The following is a 19763-nucleotide window of genomic DNA, read 5'->3' as shown; positions in this document are numbered from 1 at the left end:
ATCTTTGGTAGTTTTACCAGCTCAAATTACATGAATTATTCACATATGATGCTAAAGACATTAAGACATTATTCGATTTTTACCATATCAGCGGTTTGTGGGTTTGTATTGATTGCGATTGAAGGACTGAATGCTCAAAGCCAATATGTCGCTCCGCAGGACACTGTGAGGATAAGACGTGCCGCTGATGAATCTCTTAATGCTTACCGGGAATCGGCAACGCTAACGTCAGATTCCAGACTTGTCGGAGCTGCCGTCAAGGCTGCAGCTATTCTCGCCGATACGCTTAAGTATGATGTTAAAAACGGTGCGCCGGTTGAGTCGGTATTTTCAGGGAGCGACCTTGAATATGTCGCGCAGCAAGGGATGAATGGTACGATAGCTTTATTTGAACTTACCAATAAAAATTTGCCGAAGGGTAAATTTTTGGCGTTTAGAACCGATTCACAACGTATAGTATCAGCAGAAAACCCGCTTTCTCTGAAGGATTTGAAGGTGCTGATAGCTGCAAACCCGGCTAATAAACAGAGCAATGGCCAACAATGGCGCGAGCATGTTTATCAGGCTTATATGGCCCGGGATTATGCTACCAGTTTGCATAATACCATAACGATAACTTCAGCGACGAGGGAGATGCGCGAAACTCCGGAATTGATACTTATCGATTTCGATGGCGGATCAATTTCCCTGGCAGAACTATTAAGAAGGGAACAGCTAAAAACAAAGGACCCGGCGAAGGCCGAGAAAGCTGCTGTTGCAGAGTTCCGGTCCAGAACGTTTCCAGGGAAACGGATGTCGAAAGAAAACGCTAATGAAAATTATAAGCGGGCATTGTTTGAGCTAATGCGATTGCAGGAGGCAGATATGAACCGTCATCCAGAATCCAAAGCATTGCTCGTCGCGTTGCGGAATGACCTGAGTAAAGGAGCCGGTAGTCGGGTAGTTCAGGCACTGAAGGGCAGCAGCTTTTTTGATAGTAACGTTCCGGGGAACCTTGGTCCGGTTCTGCTGACCGAAACCGAAGTGATAAATCCAGATAGGATGCAGGGCGAGTCGGAATCTAAAGCCATGGAGCTGATGATGCTGACATCGCTGCATTATGGAGAACGCGACGCTGTGAAGCTGTTCAAGCGCCTGATAGAAGGTAAAGGGGCAGTTCCGGCGGATCAGACAGGCGATTTTTCAGCCAAACGTCTCGGACAGCTAAGGGACCATGGAACAGAGAAGCTTAAGTCGCTGGGGTATGGTGAAGACAAGTCGGCGGGTATTACCAGCTCAGACCTTGTCTTATTGGCAGTAGCAGCTCCCCAGCCTCCTGCATCTCCTGCTGCGGCCGGATATTTAAGTCTGCAGACTGCAGTGGAAAGTATTATCAATTACTATTCGGTTATTGAGATTCATGAGAACAAGTTTGCGGTGTCCTTTAATCCAAGGATCAAGTTAGGTAGTCGTCATATTCAACACAGAAGCTCCTATGATCCGGTTAACTTCGTTCCAGAAGTGATCAATGGTGAGGGTATCGGCCAGGAAGGCTCGCGCATCACCTTGAACGGCGTGGAAATGAGGCTGGAATCGGATATTTATTTCTCTAACCTCCGGAAGATTACTCAGAGTGGAGTGAAACCCCTTGTCTATCCCCAGTTTGGGATTGTTGCCGGATTCGGTACCAGAAAGGTTGGATACGATGATAATACCATTATCGGTCCTCATGGAAAGGTGCCGCAGTTCAGCTCGAATTACTGGAACTGGGGAGGTCATATCGGTCTGAACGTGGGTCCCTTTCTTCTGTCTGCAGATGCAACTGTCCTATCTACGCCTGAAAGAACAGATCCATATGAGCGATTTTTCGATCTCTCAAATGGGATGACTTATTACCGGTATGGCTTGCTGCTGCACGTATTTAACGGATCTTTCGGTAAGACAAGCCAGGCCGGGCGACTACGTTTTATAGTGGATGCGGAGTTCGCAGGTGAAACCAATAACGAAGGTACCCCCAACCGTACGCACACGCAGAGCGGTGCGGCACAGACCGGGAGTGGCGAGTGGAAACGAGATTATGAACGGGCTCATCCAGGCGGGGAGTACAACCATGAAATTGCAACGCAAATGATTTTGAACGGGGATGTTAAAGGTTCCTATGCAGCAAGTAACTTCGCTGCCGTTCATTTAGGTATTCAAAAATACGGATTTCTTTTAAAGGGTACTGTAGGATTGTATAACACTAAAACAATAGAAGGATATAATGAGGGTGGAGGAGAGTGGGCCAACAAGCTGTTTCAAAATACCATTAAAGGTCGTTTGTTTGGGGGAGCAAGCCTCACCTATTCTTTTGACTCGCGAAGCTGGTCTGAAACCAGTAGAAAGTCGTCCTCATACAGGTCAACCAGAGAAGGCAAATCCGATGAGCTGAAAGAAGAATCTTCTGCCTCTTCACGCTCTGTTTTCCGGATCAGGGACCATGCGGTGTTTACAGGGGGAAAATAGAAATGGATAAGTTGGCCGGTCCCGTAAACACTATCTGTGCTGCCGTGTTCATGAGTTATGCGCAAATTCTTACAGCGGGTTCTGTCAGGACCGGTGATCAGACTGGCCAACAAATATTCTTCAAGGCCGGACAAAGTTCGGGTGCATGCCGCCCTGACATCTCTCTACCAGAAGATTTTAGAAGACCCGGGGAAACGCGGACTCGTGATAGATTTTCACGCATCATCAAAGATGATTGTGTTTTCAGATCAGCACAAAGGAAGCCGGAATTTTCGAGATGATTTCCTGCTGGCGGAAAAAAACTATCTTGCGGCCTTGCAATACTACAATGAAAAGGAGTTCTTGTATTGCAATCTTGGTGATAGTGAAGAACTTTGGGAAAATACCGTCGAAAGCATTTTAAAGCACAATAAAGACACATTCCGCGCCGAGAGCGAATTTCTCAGGCGGAATGCGTTTATTAAGGTCTTCGGAAATCATGACCTTTATTGGGACAACGATCCTCTGGCATCTCTAAACCTATACCGTGCATACGGACAAAAGGTAAAAATCTACGAGGGTGTCATTATTAAAATGGAAGTAAAAGGGAGATCACTCTCTTTCTTTCTTACTCATGGGCACCAGGGTGATCTTCAAAGCGATGGTAATTGGTTCAGCAAATGGTTTGTTTCGACAATTTGGGGGCCTCTGCAATCTTTCCTCAGAATAAATCCCAATACGCCAGCCTACGACAATAAGCTAAAATCAGAACATAATCAGATTATGTACGACTGGACGGCGATGCAGCAAGATCTTGTTCTCATAACAGGGCATACCCATCAGCCCGTATTTAATTCTCTTACTCATCTTGAACGCATGTACATTCGGTTAAAAAAGGCGCGAAAAAAGGCGGACATTGTCGAGGTAAAAGCGATAGAGGCTATGTTTGCGGCTGGAAAAATCAGCGGAGACGCATCGCCAAGGCTCGACTACTCGAAGAACACATACTTCAATACGGGCTGCGGATGTTTTGATGATGGTGATATAACGGGGATAGAACTGGAAAGTGGCATGATCAGACTCGTTGAGTGGAAATCGGTCGATGGACAGCACAAACGTGTGATTCTGGAAGAATCTCCGCTGGAAAGGTTGCTGGATTCGACGGAGGTGACGACAATAGTCTGAGGCAATCAGCTTAATCCCGTTTTTTTAAAGTGTAACAACTGTGTTTCAATCGCTGTAGGGTCTGTGTTTTATCACGATGACAGGATGCTACAGGACAGAAACCAACTAAAAACTTTTTAGTTTAGTTTCACAGTTATAAACCAACTAAACCAATGAAGCTAATTTCTATTGTTTGCAGCTTGCTATTAGTCAGCAGTGTGACTTTCGGCCAGGTACAACATACCGGCAACGATGTAACCACTCCTTTGCATTTGTTAAAACCCGACTATCCTGTAAAATATGGTGAAACTAAACCTCAGGACATCAAGGTGGTATTAGATAGACTATACGCTTATCTGAATGCTGCCACACCGATGCAATTAGTAAATAAGCAGTCAGGTGAGGTATTGCAAAACCTCAAAAAAGCAGATGAGAGCTCCATTTTTAAACAGGGCGACTTTCGTCTGATTAGCTATGAATGGGGTGTGACCTATACAGGAATGCTTCTGGCAGGTCAGGTCACCGGCGACAAAAAGTTTACCGAATACACGACAAAGCGAATCGACTTTATTTCCGAGGTAGCTTCTAACTATCGGCCACTTTATAACAAGAATCCCAAAGCTCAAATACCGGTGAGATCGGTTCTTGATCCACATGCCCTAGATGATGCCGGTTCGATGTGTGCGGCGATTATTAAGACATCTATGGCTGGCTCTTTAAAATCTGAGGTGCGCCCCTTGATCAATAACTATATCAACTATATTATGACCAAGGAGTTTCGCCTGGCTGACGGAACCCTGGCACGAAACAGACCGCAGCCCAATACACTGTGGTTAGATGATCTTTATATGAGCCTTCCGGCTTTAGTACAGATGGGGAAGCTGACCAGTGAAACGAAGTATTTTGATGAAGCCCTGAAACAATTTCAATTGTTTTCCGGAAGGATGTACAACAAGCAGAACGGACTTTACATGCATGGTTGGGTACAGGATATGGACCCACATCCTCAGTTTCATTGGGCGAGAGCGAATGGCTGGGCGCTCCTTACAAAAATTGAATTGCTGGATGCCATTCCTGAAGGACATCCCGGAAGAGACGAAATATTGACCCAGCTCAAAACCCATATAAAAGCTCTTGCGTCCCTACAGCATGGAACCGGTTTCTGGCATCAACTGTTAGATAAGAATGACTCCTATCTCGAAACATCTGCCACTGCTATCTATGCATACTGCATCGCTCATGCAGTAAACAAAGGCTGGTTAGATGTAAAAGCATATGGGCCAATGGCCTTGTTGGCATGGAATGCAGTTAGTTCTAAAGTCAATGCCAAAGGTCAGGTTGAAGATACCTGCGTAGGTACAGGTATGGGCTTCGATCCTGCCTTCTATTATTATCGTCCTGTTAATAATTATGCGGCTCATGGTTATGGACCCGCTTTGCTTGCAGGTGCTGAAATAATTCGTCTGCTGCAAAACCATCCTTACGAGATCAACGACAGTTCTATCCAGTTTACTAAATAACAGCCAATGAAGCGGTTTTTTATGCTCCTGGTCTTGATGATTGTGATTCAGGAGGCCTCTGCACAGGACAAAGAATTAGTTCTTTGGTATAATAAACCTGCGAAAGATTGGAACGAAGCACTTCCTGTCGGAAATGGACGTCTGGGTGCTATGGTCTTCGGCCGGGCGGAAGAGGAGCTAATTCAACTCAATGAAGAAACTTTGTGGACAGGCGGTCCCGTTGATCTGAATCCAAATCCAGATGCATCAAAGTTCCTGCAGCCGGTAAGAAACGCCCTGTTTAGTGACAGTATCGACAAGGCTGTTTCGCTGTTAATGAAAATGCAGGGGCCCGACACAGAAATGTATCAGCCACTTGGCGATATACTTCTAAAACATCATTTCAAATCGGCTCCTTCTAATTATTACAGGGACCTGAACATGACGACGGCTACTGCCACGACCCGTTTTAGTGCAGACGGTGTCAATTACTCCCGCGAGATATTCGCCTCTGCTCCCGACCAGATATTGGTTATTCACATCAAAGCCGACAAAAAGGAATCAATTAACTTCTCAATCGAAGCACAGCATGAGTTGCCATTCAAAACATCTGTTTCGGCTGATAAGCATCTGATCTTAAGTGGAAAAGCCCGGGTAGATAGTTATGGCAAGAAGGTGTCGGGAAAATTCCTATATGAGGACAGTCTCCGGCAGAACGGCATGCGTTATCAATTCAGGGTAAAAGCCGTTTCTCCGGATGGTAAGGTCAACAGTACCGGTTCGTCGCTGGTCATTTCACATGCATCTGAAGTTACTATATACGTTTCGGCAGCAACGAGCTTCAATGGGTTTGAAAAGTATCCCGACAAAGAAGGAAAAAATGAACGTAAGCTGGCCTTAGGTTATTTGAACGCCGCATTGAAGAAGAATTGTAGCCAGTTATTACAAGCACATATTGCAGACTATCAACGTTACTTTAATCGGGTGAAACTCACTTTAACATCGCAGCCAGCCAAAGAGCTGCCGATTGACCAGCGGCTGCTTAGATACAGGAGAGGAGAACCCGATCCGGCACTCGAGGAGCTTTATTTTCAATTCGGGAGATATCTGTTGATATCGAGCTCCAGACCCGGAGGTATTGCCGCAAACCTTCAGGGAATCTGGAATAATTCTATAAGTCCTCCCTGGCGAAGTAACTACACAACCAACATTAACCTGCAGATGAACTACTGGCCCGCAGAAATGACCAATCTTTCGGAACTGACAGAACCGTTGATCGGGCATATACAGAAGATGGCTAAGAATGGATACCATACGGCCAGAAATTACTATAATATGCGCGGCTGGGCGGTACATCATAACTCGGATATCTGGGCTCAGACTAACCCCGTAGGGGAAGGTTCAGGAGATCCGAAGTGGGCCAACTGGTCCCTGGGCAGCCCCTGGCTTAGCCAGCATCTATTCGAGCATTACCGGTTTACCGCAGATAAAAATTTCCTTAAAAAGACCGCCTATCCCCTGATGAAAGGTGCTGCGGACTTCTGTCTGGACTGGCTTGTAGAAAGAAACGGGGTTCTGGTTACAGCGCCTTCAACCTCTCCGGAGAACGTCTATATCATGCCCAACGGAACCAAAGGGACAGTTACCATTGCCTCAGCAATGGATATGGAGATTATCTGGGATCTTTTCACCAACGTTATTGAAGCCAGCGAGATTCTGGGAACCGATAAAGAATATGCTGAAATGTTAAAGCATAAAAGAGATAGGTTAAGTCCTTTGAAGATCGGAAAAAAAGGCAACCTGGTCGAATGGTTCGGTGATTGGGAAGACGAAGATCCTAAGCACAGGCACATATCACACTTGTTCGGCCTGCACCCGGGGAGGCAGATATCGCCCCTGATTGACAGGGAATTTGCTGAGGCCAGTCGTAAAACGCTTGAAGTCAGAGGTGATGAAGGAACGGGGTGGAGCAAGGCATGGAAGATCAATTTCTGGGCAAGAATGCTCGATGGCGATCATGCCTACAAAATGTATCAGGAGCTGCTGAAAGTTTCAACGCTAAATAATCTCTTTGACACACATCCACCGTTTCAGATAGACGGTAACTTCGGCGCTACAGCAGGTATTACTGAAATGCTGTTACAAAGCCATCTGAATGACATTCAGCTGCTACCTGCTCTGCCCGCAAACTGGGCAGATGGACATGTTAGAGGTCTGGTTGCGCGCGGTGCTTTCGAGGTGGAGATGATCTGGAAAGGCGGAAAACTATCCAGGGCCTTCATTACGTCCAAAGCGGGCGGTCAGTGCAGACTTCGAACAAACCAGAAGGTGGCTTTGAAGGATGGTAAGACAAACTCCCGCCTGACCAATGAACTGAATAGCCCGCAATACATCACAACGTTCGATACAAGGAAGGGCAATGTCTATGAATTAACTGTCAACTAACACTACATGAACAAATGCAATAAATTTCTGATTATTCTTTCCTTGACATTCTTTCAAGGTTACGCTCAGGAGCAAAATGCCCTTAATGGCCGTACCTTTTGGAAGTTTGATCTTGGGTCGGAAAATGTTTCGCCGGGGTATCTTGCCGTCAGCACTGCTGATAGTTACTCCGACGAAAGAGGTTATGGATTCGACTTTTCCTCTAAGCCCCGTTTGGTTTCCAGAAAAGGGAAAGACCCGTTAAGAAGTGATTTTGTGACATCAGATAGGCCCTTTTATTTCTCTGTCAGGGTTCCTGAGGGCAACTACAAAGTCACCCTAACGCTTGGCGATAGCAAGTTACCTACCAGAACAACCGTCAAAGCCGAGTCCAGGAGGTTAATGCTGGAGAACGTAGAGGCAAAGGCGGGGCAGCACATAAGGAAGAGTTTCATTGTTAACATCAAAGACAGAAAGATATCCCCTGACCGGGAAGTGGGCTTAAAACCCAGGGAAACAACTAAACTGGATTGGGACAATAAGCTTAGCCTGGAATTCGATTCAAAGACAGCGCTGAATGCAATTGAAATTGAGAAGGCAGATGACCAGATTACCGTTTACCTTGCAGGAAATTCCACGGTGGTTAACCAGGAAGAGGAGCCCTGGGCTTCCTGGGGACAGATGATTCCCCGTTTTTTTAAGCCCGGCCTGGCAATTGCTAACCACGCTGAATCTGGATTGTCTTTAGGTAGTTTTATTGCCAGCAGGCGCCTGGAAAAGATATTGACTGTTATCAAACCTGGCGATTATGTATTTGTCGAGTTTGGGCATAACGATGAGAAGGAGAAAGGACCGGATGACGGGCCCTATAAATCGTATACCGAAAGGTTAAAGTTGTTTTCGAAGGAAATACGAGCTATGAAAGGTAATCTCGTGATATTAACACCTACTGCCCGCCGGTCTTTCGATGCGACCGGAATGATGGTCAATTCACATGGGGAATACCCCGATGCTGCGCGAAAGGTGGCTGCGGAAGAAGGTGTTCCGCTGATAGACCTCACTGCCCTCACCACGCGGATGTATGAAGCCCTCGGGCCCGAAGGATCAAAAAGTGCTTTTGTGATTTATCCGGAGCAGAATCTGAATGACAACACCCATTTCAACCCGTACGGCGCCTATCAGATCGCAAAGATGGTAGCTCAGGAGATCAGGGGACAAAATTTGCCAATCGCTAAATATCTGGTAGACATGCCAGCGTTCAATAGTGCCTTTCCCGATCCGGCTTCGTCTTTCAAATGGCCACCAAGCCCAAAGGTAAGTGCTGTTAAGCCTGATGGTAATTAATGCGGCTGTTGCGGGTACATCGGATTGCGCTATCCATGCAGCGGAAGCATGGCTTAAATAAAAAATAAACGATAACATCATGATAATGGGTTTTAGAAAGAACATTCTAACAGCATTTTTATTCACATCCCTTGCACTGCAAGGCCTTGCCCAAATGGGCGAAAAGAAGGAGGTACAATACATTTCCGGTACTGATAACAAGAACACCGTGACCTGGGACTTCTGGTGTACGGGTGGTAGGAAAAGTGGTGTCTGGTCAAAAATTGAGGTTCCGTCCCATTGGGAGCAACAGGGCTTCGGATCGTATAATTACGGACGGGATTATGTTACCTATGGAAAGAATTTTCGGTTCGCTGATGAGAAAGGGATCTATAAACACCAGTTTACGGTTCCATCAAGCTGGCAGGGAAAAGACGTGTTCATCGTTTTCGAAGGATCTATGACAGATACTGAGGTGAAGATCAACGGGAAGCTGGCAGGGCCGGTTCACCAGGGCTCCTTCTACCGCTTCAAATACAATATTTCTGATAAGCTCAGCTTTGGCAAGCCTAATCAGATCGAAGTTATGGTTAGCAAGATGTCTGCTGATAACTCAGTGAATAATGCGGAACGCCTGGCCGACTACTGGATATTTGGCGGGATCTTCCGTCCCGTTTATCTGGAGGCACTTCCCAAGGAGCATATCGATTATACGGCTATCGACGCAAAGGCGGATGGGTCTTTTGCTATGAATGTATTTCTGAAGAATGCAGAAGCAGGGCGTAATATCGTCGCTGAAATAAAAGATGCAACAGGAAAGATCGTAGCGACTGCAAGCGCCAGAACACAGGGGCGCGATTCAGTGATTATGCTTAAAACAAAGCTCAGCAAACCTCTGCAATGGACGGCCGAGACTCCCAATCTTTACAGCGCGGAAGTCAGTATCCGCAACGCAGCCAAAGTAATATACCACACGTCTGAAAAGTTTGGATTCCGTACCATAGAAATACGTAAAGGGGATGGTATCTACGTCAATGGTACCAAGATCAAAATGAAGGGTGTAAACCGGCATGTCTGGTGGCCGGAGACAGGGCGCTCGATCAATAAAGAAATTGATCTTAATGATGTTAAGCTGATAAAGGAGATGAATATGAACGCCGTGCGTTGTTCTCACTACCCTCCTGATAAGGCATTTCTTGAATACTGTGATTCCCTGGGCTTGTATGTCATGGATGAGCTCGCCGGCTGGCAGAAGGCCTATAGTACCAAGGCTGGCAAGCCGCTGGTAAGGGAGATGGTCATCAGGGATGTAAACCACCCTTCTATTATCTTCTGGAGCAATGGCAATGAAGGTGGTCATAACTTCGATCTGGATCAGGAATATGGGAAGTATGATCTTTCCAACCGGCCCGTTATCCACGGTCACCACAAACCGGGAAATGCTTTCAACGGTATTGACTGTAACCACTATGAAGACTACTATAGTACCCAAAAAATTCTGGCCGACACCAATATATATATGCCGACTGAGTTCCTGCATGCGCAGGATGATGGTGGAGGAGCAGTAGCTCTGAACGAATTCTGGGACCTTCACTGGAATGCTAAGAAGGGCGCCGGTGGATTTATATGGGATCTGGCCGACGAGGGAATCGTACGTACCGATCAGAATGGAATCATCGATGTAAACGGAGTAAACGCACCCGACGGGTTGGTAGGGCCTTACCGAGAAAAAGAAGGAAGTGTGAACGCCATCAGGGAGATCTATTCGCCTGTTAAAATTACATTGAAAGAGCTCTCAGATGACTTTAAGGGTGAAATACCGGTTGAAAACAGGTTCCACTTCACCAATATAAATCAATGTAGCTTTAAATGGGAACTGGTAAATTTTAAGAAGAGAGATGATCAGACCGCCGGCTATATAGTTGTTAAAGACGGATCGGCAACAGCTCCTTCTATCGCTCCGGTGGCAAAAGGGACGCTTAAGTTGAAGCTGCCGGCAGACTGGAAGAGCTATGATGCGCTTACGTTGTCTGCTTATGATCCAGCAAAAAACGAACTGTATAAATGGGTATGGAAAGTGAAAAAAAGTACTCAACTGCTCGATGGTATGTTGATTACTACAGGGTCCGAACCGGTTACTGTATCCGAGAACGACAGTCTGATAACATTAAAGGCAAGCGGTATATCGGTTTCCATAAGCAAAAACAACGGCAGACTGGCTGATCTGGCAAATGACTATAGCGCTAAGCTATCGTTTACTAACGGGCCGGTACTGGTAAGTGGCAATGCCGTGTTCGCCTCTATCAAACATTTCAAGGAAGATGACGGTCACGTTGTTGAAGCTGCTTATACCGGTGATATGAAATATGTGCGTTGGAAGATGTATGGTAGCGGCTGGCTCGAAATGACTTATGAATATACCTTGAACGGAACTTATCCTTTCATGGGGGTAACCTTCAATTATCCCGAGAACTTTGTGCTGGGCGCCAAATGGCTGGGCAAAGGACCTTACCGCGTTTGGAAGAACAGAATGCAAGGCGTTACGCATAACGTCTGGGAGAACAGGTATAATAACACCCATACAGGTAGTGCACCGTGGATTTACCCCGAATTCAAGGGATATTATGGCGATATCACCTGGATGGAACTGAATACAGTACAAGGAAAATTTACGGTCGCAAGTCGCGATAATGATCTGTTTGTACGGTTATTTGACTTCTACGCAGTATCAGGAGCTAAGCCATCTCCTGCATTGCCTGCTGGTAATATCTCTTTCCTTGACGGTATTCCGCCTGTCGGAAGTAAGCTGGCTTTGAATATCAACTACAATACCTCGGCCCTAGGCCCGCAAAGTGAGCCTAATAAGGTCAATGGAACTACAAAACGGACTTTGTATTTTTATTTTGGTTTGCCAAAGCCGGCTACCGAGAATAAACAGTTCGTTATGCCAAAAGAAAATATCCTGACAGACGAGCAGGTTAACTGATGGTAATACCGGCGAAGGTCTGAAGCCTTTGCCGGTATTACCATCAGTATCAGAACCAACTAAACCAAAATGCCGGCAGATATCAGCCAATTATAGCCGCCGACAAGTAATCAGCTTATAAGCCTATATATGAAAATAAAACCTATACTATTAACCGTCATAATCATTACATCTTCCCTCGTTTCCAACGGGCAGCGTTTGATGGAGAATCTCGGTCGCGGATTGGTTGCTATAAACAAAGGTAGCGGCGTTGTATATGTGGGATGGCGCCTATTGGGAACGGATTCTGAGCATGTTGCTTTCAACCTTTACCGCTCAACCGCAGGGAGCAGGGCGGTAAAACTAAACGGTAAACCCTTAACGACGACCACTGATTTTCAGGATACCAAGGTCGACATCTCCAGGCCAAATACTTATTTCGTAAAGACGGTTATCAACGGAAAAGAGGTAGAGACCAGTGCTCCATACTCGCTTGCAGCAAATCCACCCGCCATTCCTTATCTTTCTGTTCCGCTGCAAACTCCAGAGGGCTACACACCTAATGACGCATCAGTAGGAGACCTGGATGGCGATGGGGAATATGAAATAATTATACATCAGGCAGGGGTTGCTAAGGATAATTCGCATGCGGGCTTCACCTCAGCTCCGATACTTGAAGCTTACAGGATGGACGGGACTTTCCTGTGGAGAATTAACCTGGGTAAGAATATCAGGGAAGGAGCGCATTATACGCAGTTCATGGTGTATGATCTGGATGGCGACGGCAGGGCGGAGATCGCCTGCAAGACTGCAGATGGAACAATCGACGGACTGGGGAATTGTATTGGCGACTCTACAAAAGATTGGCGAAATAGCCGCGGTTACATCTTGAAAGGACCTGAGTATCTAACGGTGTTTGATGGCCTGACCGGTGCTGAGATCAGTACGGTGAAGTATCTTCCTGGCAGGCATCCGGATAAAGAAGACCCTGATCAAAAAGAGATGGCGGCGATCTGGGGTGATGGTAACGGAAACCGGATGGATCGATTCCTGGCGGGAATCGCTTATCTGGATGGTAAGAACGCCAGTCTGATTATGTCGAGAGGATATTATACTCGCTCAGTCATTGCCGCCTGGGATTTTAAAGACAAAAAACTTACAAGCCGCTGGGTCTTTGACAGTGACGCCACCGCCGAAAATCGAAAATATCGCGGTCAGGGAAACCATAACCTGACCATAACAGATGTAGACGCCGACGGAAAAGATGAGATCGTGTATGGAGCCATGACCCTGGATGATGACGGACAGGGCCTTTATAGTACCGGCATCGGTCATGGAGATGCCCTGCATGTCTCTGACCTTGACCCCTCGAGACCGGGGCTGGAGGTCTTCGATATTCAGGAGCGATTTGGCGATGCAGGTGCGAGCTTCAGAGATGCACGAACCGGCGAAGTTATTTGGAAAAAGGCCTCCATTAAGGCAGGTGACGATGGCGAAGGTCCCGGTCGTGGTCTATCCCTGGATGTGGATCCCCGCTATGAAGGTTTCGAATCATGGGTGGCGGGAGCAGGAATCACCGGAATGTTTGACGTCAAGGGGAATAAGATTTCGGAGAAGAATCCTTCTGTCAACTTCGGAATCTTCTGGGATGACGATCTGTTAAGTGAACTTCTGAATTCAACTACCATTAGCAAGTGGGATTATCTTGCCGAAAAATCAAACCTCTTGTTTGATGCTGCGCAATATGATTGTGTCAGTAATAACGGTACGAAGTCTACACCCGCATTGAGTGCCGATCTGTTTGGAGACTGGCGTGAAGAGGTGATGTTCAGGACGCGCGACGGAAAGGAACTGAGAATCTTTACTACCACTATTCAAGCCAAAAACAGGCTGTTTACCTTTATGCACGACCCGCAATACCGTCAAAGCATAGCCTGGCAAAATGTAGCATACAATCAGCCGCCTCATACGAGTTTTTATGTCGGACCGAATATGAAGGCGCCGAAGCGGCCTGATATAAAAGTTACCAAGCGGCATGAGCCAGTAAAAACCCCTCGTAAATAAACTTAACCATATTCAAGAATTGATGAGAAAGCTGAACAGAAGCAGATTATTGTTACACGGACGGGGGCTGTTTATTTTGGCAGTCCTGATGAGTCTGGCATTTACCTTTTCGCAAAAGCCGGCGCTATATATCATAGGCGATTCGACGGTAAAAAATACGAACACCTCATTTATGGGTTGGGGTACCGCCATGCAAACGTTGTTTGATACGACCCGAATCGAGGTGCGCAACCATGCAATGGCAGGAAGAAGCACCAGAACCTTCATTAAGGAAGGGAGATGGGCAGCTGTCTCGTCTCAACTGAAGGCGGGAGATTATGTGATGATGCAGTTCGGGCACAACGAGGGAAGTCATCCTGATACAACCAGAGGCGGTTATAGAGGGGTTTTGAGAGGTATTGGCGAAGAAACTAAAGAACTTATCTGGCCAGATGGAACTCCTGAAACTGTGCATACTTATGGCTGGTATATCCGTCAGTTCATCCGCGATGCTCAATCGAGGGGCGCCATTCCGATTGTTTTGTCTATGATCCCGAGAAACAGCTGGAAAGCGGGTAAGGTTGTACGGGCCGATCAGGACTTCGGTCTATGGGCCAAACAGGTAGCAGAACAAGAGAACGCATACTTCATAGATCTGAACAAGATAACGGCAGACCGCTATGAGAAAATGGGTCCGCACAGGGTGAAACAGTTGTTTCCTACCGACCATACCCATACGAATGCACAAGGTGCGCTGATTAATGCTGAATCGGTTATGAAGGGCTTAAAGAAACAAAAACAGATAGGCCTCCATACTTTTCTGAAATAAAATCCTAACTGCAAGTCAGATTTAAACTATGATTGCTACAACTAAAACTCCTTTCCTCGTTCTCGTCTTTTGCCTTTTCATGTTTGGTGAAACTGTATTTGCGCAACGGAGTAAATTTAACTTCAATTCCGGCTGGAAATATATGGTCGCTGATCTTCAGGATGCTTCCAGTGCTGCCTTCGACGACTCGCGATGGAAGGCAGTAACCTTACCACATGCTTTTAATGAGGATGAGGCCTTCAAAGTGGCTATTGACAAGCATAGCACAGGCATCGTATGGTATAGAAAGCGATTTCGATTACCTGCCGGTCAAAAAGACCGTAAAGTGTTCCTGGAGTTTGAGGGCATACGCCAGGCAGGCGATTTCTATCTAAACGGTCACTATATAGGTAAACATGAGAATGGCGCTATGGCTTTTGGCCTTGATATTACCAACCACATAAACGATAATGGAAGGGAGAACATTCTGGCCGTTCGCATTGATAACTCCTGGGACTACAAAGAAGTAGCCACCCAGACCAAATTTCAATGGATCGACAAGAATTTCAATGCTAATTACGGAGGTATTCCCAAAAATGTTTTTTTGCATATCACAGACAGGCTGTATCAGACGCTTCCCTTATATTCTAATCTGAAGACACAAGGTGTTTATATCTTCGCCCGTGACTTTGACATACCAGGCAAGTCTGCCACCGTTACTGCAGAATCAGAGGTGCGCAATGAGTATTCAATACCGAAAAGCTTCAACTTTGAAGTTGAAGTGACCGACCTGCAGGGGAAGTCGGTTAAAGTTTTTCAAGGAGGTACCACGCAGATTGAACCTGGCGACATCAGGAAGGTCAGCGCATCTTCAAGGTTAGAACAACTTGAATTCTGGAGTTGGGGCTATGGTTACCTCTATACCGTGACCACCCGCCTGAAATCTGACGGAAAGGTTATTGACGCTGTTAGTACCAACACCGGGTTCAGAAAGACAGACTTTTCCGGCGGGATGGTTCGCTTGAACGACCGGGTACTTCAGATGAAGGGATATGCCCAGCGCACCAGTAATGAATGGCCTGCTATAGGGATGTCTGTGCCTGCATGGATGTCTGATTTTAGTAACCGGCTAATGGTGGAAAGCAATGCCAATCTAGTGAGATGGATGCATATCACACCCTGGAAGCAGGATGTTGAATCTTGTGACAGGGTAGGCCTGATACAGGCAATGCAGGCAGGGGATGCAGAAAAGGATGTTGAAGGTATCCGATGGACGCAGCGGACAGCGCTGATGCGTGACGCAGTCATCTACAATAGAAACAGCCCGAGCATCCTGTTCTACGAATCGGGTAATGAATCGATCAGCGAGGCACATATGCAGGAAATGAAGGATATTCGTGACCAGTATGATCCTTACGGCGGAAGGGCAGCGGGATCCAGGGAAATGCTCGACAGCAAGGTCGCCGAATATGGTGGCGAGATGCTATACATCAATAAAAGTGCCCGTATTCCCATGTGGGCAATGGAATATTCGAGAGATGAAGGCCTGCGCAAGTACTGGGACGAATATTCTCCTCCCTACCATAAGGACGGAGACGGGCCCCTTCATAAGGGGCAGGACGCGAGTATCTATAATCGCAACCAGGATTCACACGCTATGGAGAACGTCGCCCGTTGGTTCGACTACTGGCTCGAGCGTCCGGGAACGGGAGAACGTTCGAGTGCGGGTGGGGTAAACATCATCTTCTCCGATTCCAATACGCATTTCCGGGGCGCAGAAAATTACCGCCGGAGTGGCGAGGTCGACGCCATGCGTTTACCTAAAGACGGTTACTTTGCACATCAGGTCATGTGGGACGGCTGGGTCGACATAGAAAACCCACGCATTCACATTATCGGGCACTGGAACTATGCGCCTGGTACAAAAAAAGATGTCCAGGTTATATCGGGCGCAGAGAAGGTGGAACTTTTTGTTAATGGCACATCAAAAGGCTTTGGAAAACAAAGCAAACGGTTCTTGTATACATTTGATGATATCACCTGGCTTCCCGGCACGGTAATGGCGATTGGGTATGATGAAGAGGGAAAGGAACTATGCAGGCAAGAAATCGGTACCGCTTCAAAGCCTCATTCGGTTCGATTGACGCTCCGGCAGGGTCCGGGCGGATTGAAAGCAGATGGTGCTGACCTTTCATGGGTAGATGTAGAAGTCGTCGATGAAAAAGGTAACCGCTGCCCTACTGCTCTCAATATGATCAGTTTTGATCTTGAAGGACCTGCTGAATGGCGTGGTGGAATAGCTCAGGGACCGGATAACTATATTCTTTCAAAGACGCTGCCCGTGGAATGCGGTGTGAACAGGGTGCTCATCCGTTCTACAACACAGGCGGGAAAGATCAAATTAAAAGCAAGGGCGGAAGGCCTGAAACCGGCCAACATACACTTCTCTTCGAAGCCGGTTAAAGAAAGAAACGGCTTGTCCGAACAACTGCCAGGCTCAGGCCTGCCTGTATACCTTGACCGGGGGCCGACTCCTTCCACTCCATCGTACATCGTTTCACGAAAAGCACTGAAAATTGTAAGCGTCGAGGCCGGTTCCAATCAGGCTCAGGCGGCCATGAGTTATGATGACAATGAATTATCGGACTGGTTTAATGATGGGAATTTGTCTACCGCATGGATAAATTACAAGCTTGACCGCGTGGCTCCAATAAGCGAAGTAACGCTGAAAATGAACAACTTCCGCACAAGAAGCTATCCGATACGCATCACTATAGACGATAAGGAAGTATACAAAGACTCGACCCAAAGAAGCCTCGGGTACTTTACCGCAAAGTTTAAGCCCACTTCAGGTAAAAGCCTCAAGATTGAGCTCCTTGATTCGAAAGCAGAGGCCAGGGACTATTTTGGAATGGTCGAAGTTACGGGTAAGAAGCTGGATGACGGGGTTGTTCGCGACGACAAGAATGCTCGTGGAAGGATCAGTATTGTCGAAATAGAGATCTACGAACGGATGAACGAAAGTTCAGGTCTTTTGAGGAATGAAACCATATAAATAACCAAATAAACCAAATATGCATACCATCGCATTTAAAATGAAACTGAAGCCCGGCTTCAAGGAAGAATACCGGAAACGTCATGACGCAATATGGCCCGAACTAACAGCGTTACTCCGAAATAGCGGGGTATATGATTATTCCATCTTTCTGGACGAGGAGACCGACATTCTTTTTGCAGTGCAAAAACAAAAGTCCGGGCAATCTTCTCAGGATCTGGGGACTACAGAAGTGGTAAAACGCTGGTGGGCGTATATGGCTGATATCATGGATACCAACACAGATAACTCTCCTGTCAGCATACCATTAACGCCGGTATTTCACATGGACTAATCGCCCACTTCTATATAGAAGTTCGCAGTGTCGACCTCGATATTCTGTAGCGTCAGGCCGCTGATTTTCAGCGGAACATCAGCATGGGAGGTGAGTGTAACAAAACGATATTCACCTCCCTTTCTGCGGATTTTAACAGGCATCGAGAAGTCTTTAACATCGCTCTTCCAGCGAGCTACAACACTGTTTCCAATCGCCTTTACCTCCAGCTTCGGCACATTGGCAAAATAAAGATATTGCCTGAATATCGGCCTAAGATCCATCCCCGCCATGTCGCTCATGTATTTGACTACCTGCTCAGTCGTAACGGTCTGATGATAGAATTCTTTGTTCAGACCACGCAAAATCGCCCTCCATTTACCATCGTTATTGATAATCGTTCGCATCGTATGAAGGATATTGCTGCCCTTCGAATACATGTCTCCCGAGCCTTCTTTGTTTACCCCGTACTGTCCGATTATAGGCGATTTATTCTCGATGATCGTTCGCGTGCCGGCGATATACTCCTGTCCCGCTTTTTTCCCGAACAGGCTTTCCACATAGAGCCCTTCCGAATAGCTTGTAAAGCTTTCATGAATCCACATATCCGCTATGTCCTTACAAGTAATGTTATTACCAAACCATTCATGTCCTGTTTCATGAATAATAATGAAATCCCATTTGTTTCCCCAACCACTACCTGAGAGATCTTTTCCGAGATACCCGTTCTGGTATCCGTTGCCGTAAGCGACAGCACTTTGATGCTCCATCCCCAGATACGGTGTTTCGATTAATTTGTATCCATCCTCATAGAAAGGGTAAGGGCCAAACCAGTACTCAAAACTCTTCATCATCGGGTTTACATTCTTAGGAAAGTGGGCTTTTGCTTTTTCCAGGTTGGCCGGTAGCACCCAATAATCCAGGGTCAACGGCCCCTTTTCACCGCGATACGCATCACTGAAATGTACGTAGTCACCCACGTTCATCGCTACGCTGTAGTTGTTGATCGGATTCCCGACAAACCAGTCAAACCGGGTATAACCATCAGGATCCTCCGTAATTTTTCTCAGGCGCCCGTTGGAAATGTTTTTCAAACCGCGGGGTACATGAATGCTGATCAGCATGCTGTCTGGCTCGTCAGCAAGGTGGTCCTTATTAGGCCACCATGAACTGGCACCCAGTCCCTGCACAGCGGTAGCTACCCAGGGCTTGCCGGCCGGATCAGTAGAAAAGATAAATCCCCCGTCCCATGGAGCCTTTTTAGCAACAATAGGATGGCCCGAATAAAAAACGGTGAACGAACCGGAAGCCCCTTTTTTTATGGCTTCAGGGAAGTCAATAAACACGGCATTAAATTCCCTGTTGAAACGTAGTGACTGGTCCTGATATACAATCTTTTCAATTGTCAGGTTAGCGAACAGGTCTATTTGCAGTCTGCTGAAGTCTTCTGTTGCTGTAAATCTAAACTCATTGGAGCCACGGAGATAACGCTTCCCGATATCCAGCTTAACGTCCAGATGATAGTAGGTTACATCATAACATGATCTCCATTTCGTTAATCCTCCCCGCAGTGAATCCGCCCGACTGAACGTTTCTTTTTCAACCATCAATTGCGCTGCCCCCTCAAAAGGTATAAGCATAAAGACAAAAAAATACAAAGGGAGAAACTTCATGAGTACTGCTTGACAATAAATGTAAGATATGAA

11 protein-coding genes are annotated in these 19763 nt (G+C 46.6%); 10 read left to right on the top strand and 1 reads right to left on the bottom strand.

Annotated elements, in window-relative coordinates; translation table 11 throughout:
* Window positions 1-30 precede the first annotated feature (30 nt).
* From ACKI5J_RS15450 to rhaM, 10 genes are all read left to right on the top strand, one after another.
* The gene (locus ACKI5J_RS15450) at window positions 31-2484 is read left to right on the top strand and encodes a hypothetical protein (protein ID WP_407430383.1); all 2454 of its coding nucleotides are present in this window, start codon (window positions 31-33) and stop codon (window positions 2482-2484) included.
* Window positions 2485-2541: 57 nt separating this feature from the next.
* Window positions 2542-3648, top strand: a complete 1107-nt coding sequence (locus ACKI5J_RS15445; protein WP_407430382.1) for a metallophosphoesterase — start codon at window positions 2542-2544, stop codon at window positions 3646-3648.
* 152 nt (window positions 3649-3800) lie between these two features.
* Window positions 3801-5147: a glycoside hydrolase family 105 protein gene (locus ACKI5J_RS15440; RefSeq protein WP_407430381.1), complete on the top strand. Its 1347-nt coding sequence runs from the start codon at window positions 3801-3803 to the stop codon at window positions 5145-5147.
* A 6-nt stretch (window positions 5148-5153) separates the two neighbouring features.
* Window positions 5154-7571 (top strand): glycosyl hydrolase family 95 catalytic domain-containing protein, encoded by a 2418-nt coding sequence (locus ACKI5J_RS15435; RefSeq protein WP_407430380.1) that lies wholly within the window; start codon window positions 5154-5156, stop codon window positions 7569-7571.
* 6 nt (window positions 7572-7577) lie between these two features.
* Complete coding sequence (locus tag ACKI5J_RS15430) at window positions 7578-8894, top strand: rhamnogalacturonan acetylesterase (RefSeq protein WP_407430379.1); 1317 nt, start codon at window positions 7578-7580, stop codon at window positions 8892-8894.
* Window positions 8895-8979: 85 nt separating this feature from the next.
* Window positions 8980-11859 (top strand): glycoside hydrolase family 2 protein, encoded by a 2880-nt coding sequence (locus ACKI5J_RS15425; RefSeq protein ID WP_407430378.1) that lies wholly within the window; start codon window positions 8980-8982, stop codon window positions 11857-11859.
* 129 nt (window positions 11860-11988) lie between these two features.
* On the top strand, window positions 11989-13902 hold the full coding sequence (locus ACKI5J_RS15420) for a rhamnogalacturonan lyase (RefSeq protein ID WP_407430377.1): 1914 nt from the start codon (window positions 11989-11991) through the stop codon (window positions 13900-13902).
* Window positions 13903-13924: 22 nt separating this feature from the next.
* Window positions 13925-14710, top strand: coding sequence for a rhamnogalacturonan acetylesterase (locus tag ACKI5J_RS15415; RefSeq protein ID WP_407430376.1), 786 nt, complete (start codon window positions 13925-13927; stop codon window positions 14708-14710).
* A 28-nt stretch (window positions 14711-14738) separates the two neighbouring features.
* On the top strand, window positions 14739-17744 hold the full coding sequence (locus ACKI5J_RS15410; RefSeq protein WP_407430375.1) for a sugar-binding domain-containing protein: 3006 nt from the start codon (window positions 14739-14741) through the stop codon (window positions 17742-17744).
* A 19-nt stretch (window positions 17745-17763) separates the two neighbouring features.
* The gene (gene rhaM / locus ACKI5J_RS15405; protein WP_407430374.1) at window positions 17764-18078 is read left to right on the top strand and encodes an L-rhamnose mutarotase; all 315 of its coding nucleotides are present in this window, start codon (window positions 17764-17766) and stop codon (window positions 18076-18078) included.
* On the opposite strand, the gene ACKI5J_RS15400 is transcribed toward rhaM, so the two are convergent.
* Window positions 18075-19697: a M1 family metallopeptidase gene (locus tag ACKI5J_RS15400; protein WP_407430373.1), complete on the bottom strand. Its 1623-nt coding sequence runs from the start codon at window positions 19695-19697 to the stop codon at window positions 18075-18077. The two genes, rhaM and ACKI5J_RS15400, sit on opposite strands and share 4 nt — an antisense overlap.
* Between the last annotated feature and the right edge of the window lie 66 nt (window positions 19698-19763).

Origin of the sequence: Arcticibacter sp. (assembly GCF_045629565.1) — a bacterium.
Classification (GTDB): domain Bacteria; phylum Bacteroidota; class Bacteroidia; order Sphingobacteriales; family Sphingobacteriaceae; genus Arcticibacter.
This window is presented reverse-complemented; position numbering and strand designations above follow the sequence as displayed.

Bases quoted from the DNA above. Each gene is read 5' to 3' on its own strand.
- ACKI5J_RS15450 (WP_407430383.1), top strand. From the start codon at position 31: ATGAATTATTCACATATGATGCTAAAGACATTAAGACATTATTCGATT.
- ACKI5J_RS15420 (WP_407430377.1), top strand. From the start codon at position 11,989: ATGAAAATAAAACCTATACTATTAACCGTCATAATCATTACATCTTCC.
- ACKI5J_RS15440 (WP_407430381.1), top strand. From the start codon at position 3,801: ATGAAGCTAATTTCTATTGTTTGCAGCTTGCTATTAGTCAGCAGTGTG.
- ACKI5J_RS15445 (WP_407430382.1), top strand. From the start codon at position 2,542: ATGCGCAAATTCTTACAGCGGGTTCTGTCAGGACCGGTGATCAGACTG.
- ACKI5J_RS15435 (WP_407430380.1), top strand. From the start codon at position 5,154: ATGAAGCGGTTTTTTATGCTCCTGGTCTTGATGATTGTGATTCAGGAG.
- ACKI5J_RS15400 (WP_407430373.1), bottom strand. From the start codon at position 19,697: ATGCTTATACCTTTTGAGGGGGCAGCGCAATTGATGGTTGAAAAAGAA.
- ACKI5J_RS15430 (WP_407430379.1), top strand. From the start codon at position 7,578: ATGAACAAATGCAATAAATTTCTGATTATTCTTTCCTTGACATTCTTT.
- ACKI5J_RS15425 (WP_407430378.1), top strand. From the start codon at position 8,980: ATGGGTTTTAGAAAGAACATTCTAACAGCATTTTTATTCACATCCCTT.
- rhaM (WP_407430374.1), top strand. From the start codon at position 17,764: ATGCATACCATCGCATTTAAAATGAAACTGAAGCCCGGCTTCAAGGAA.
- ACKI5J_RS15415 (WP_407430376.1), top strand. From the start codon at position 13,925: ATGAGAAAGCTGAACAGAAGCAGATTATTGTTACACGGACGGGGGCTG.
- ACKI5J_RS15410 (WP_407430375.1), top strand. From the start codon at position 14,739: ATGATTGCTACAACTAAAACTCCTTTCCTCGTTCTCGTCTTTTGCCTT.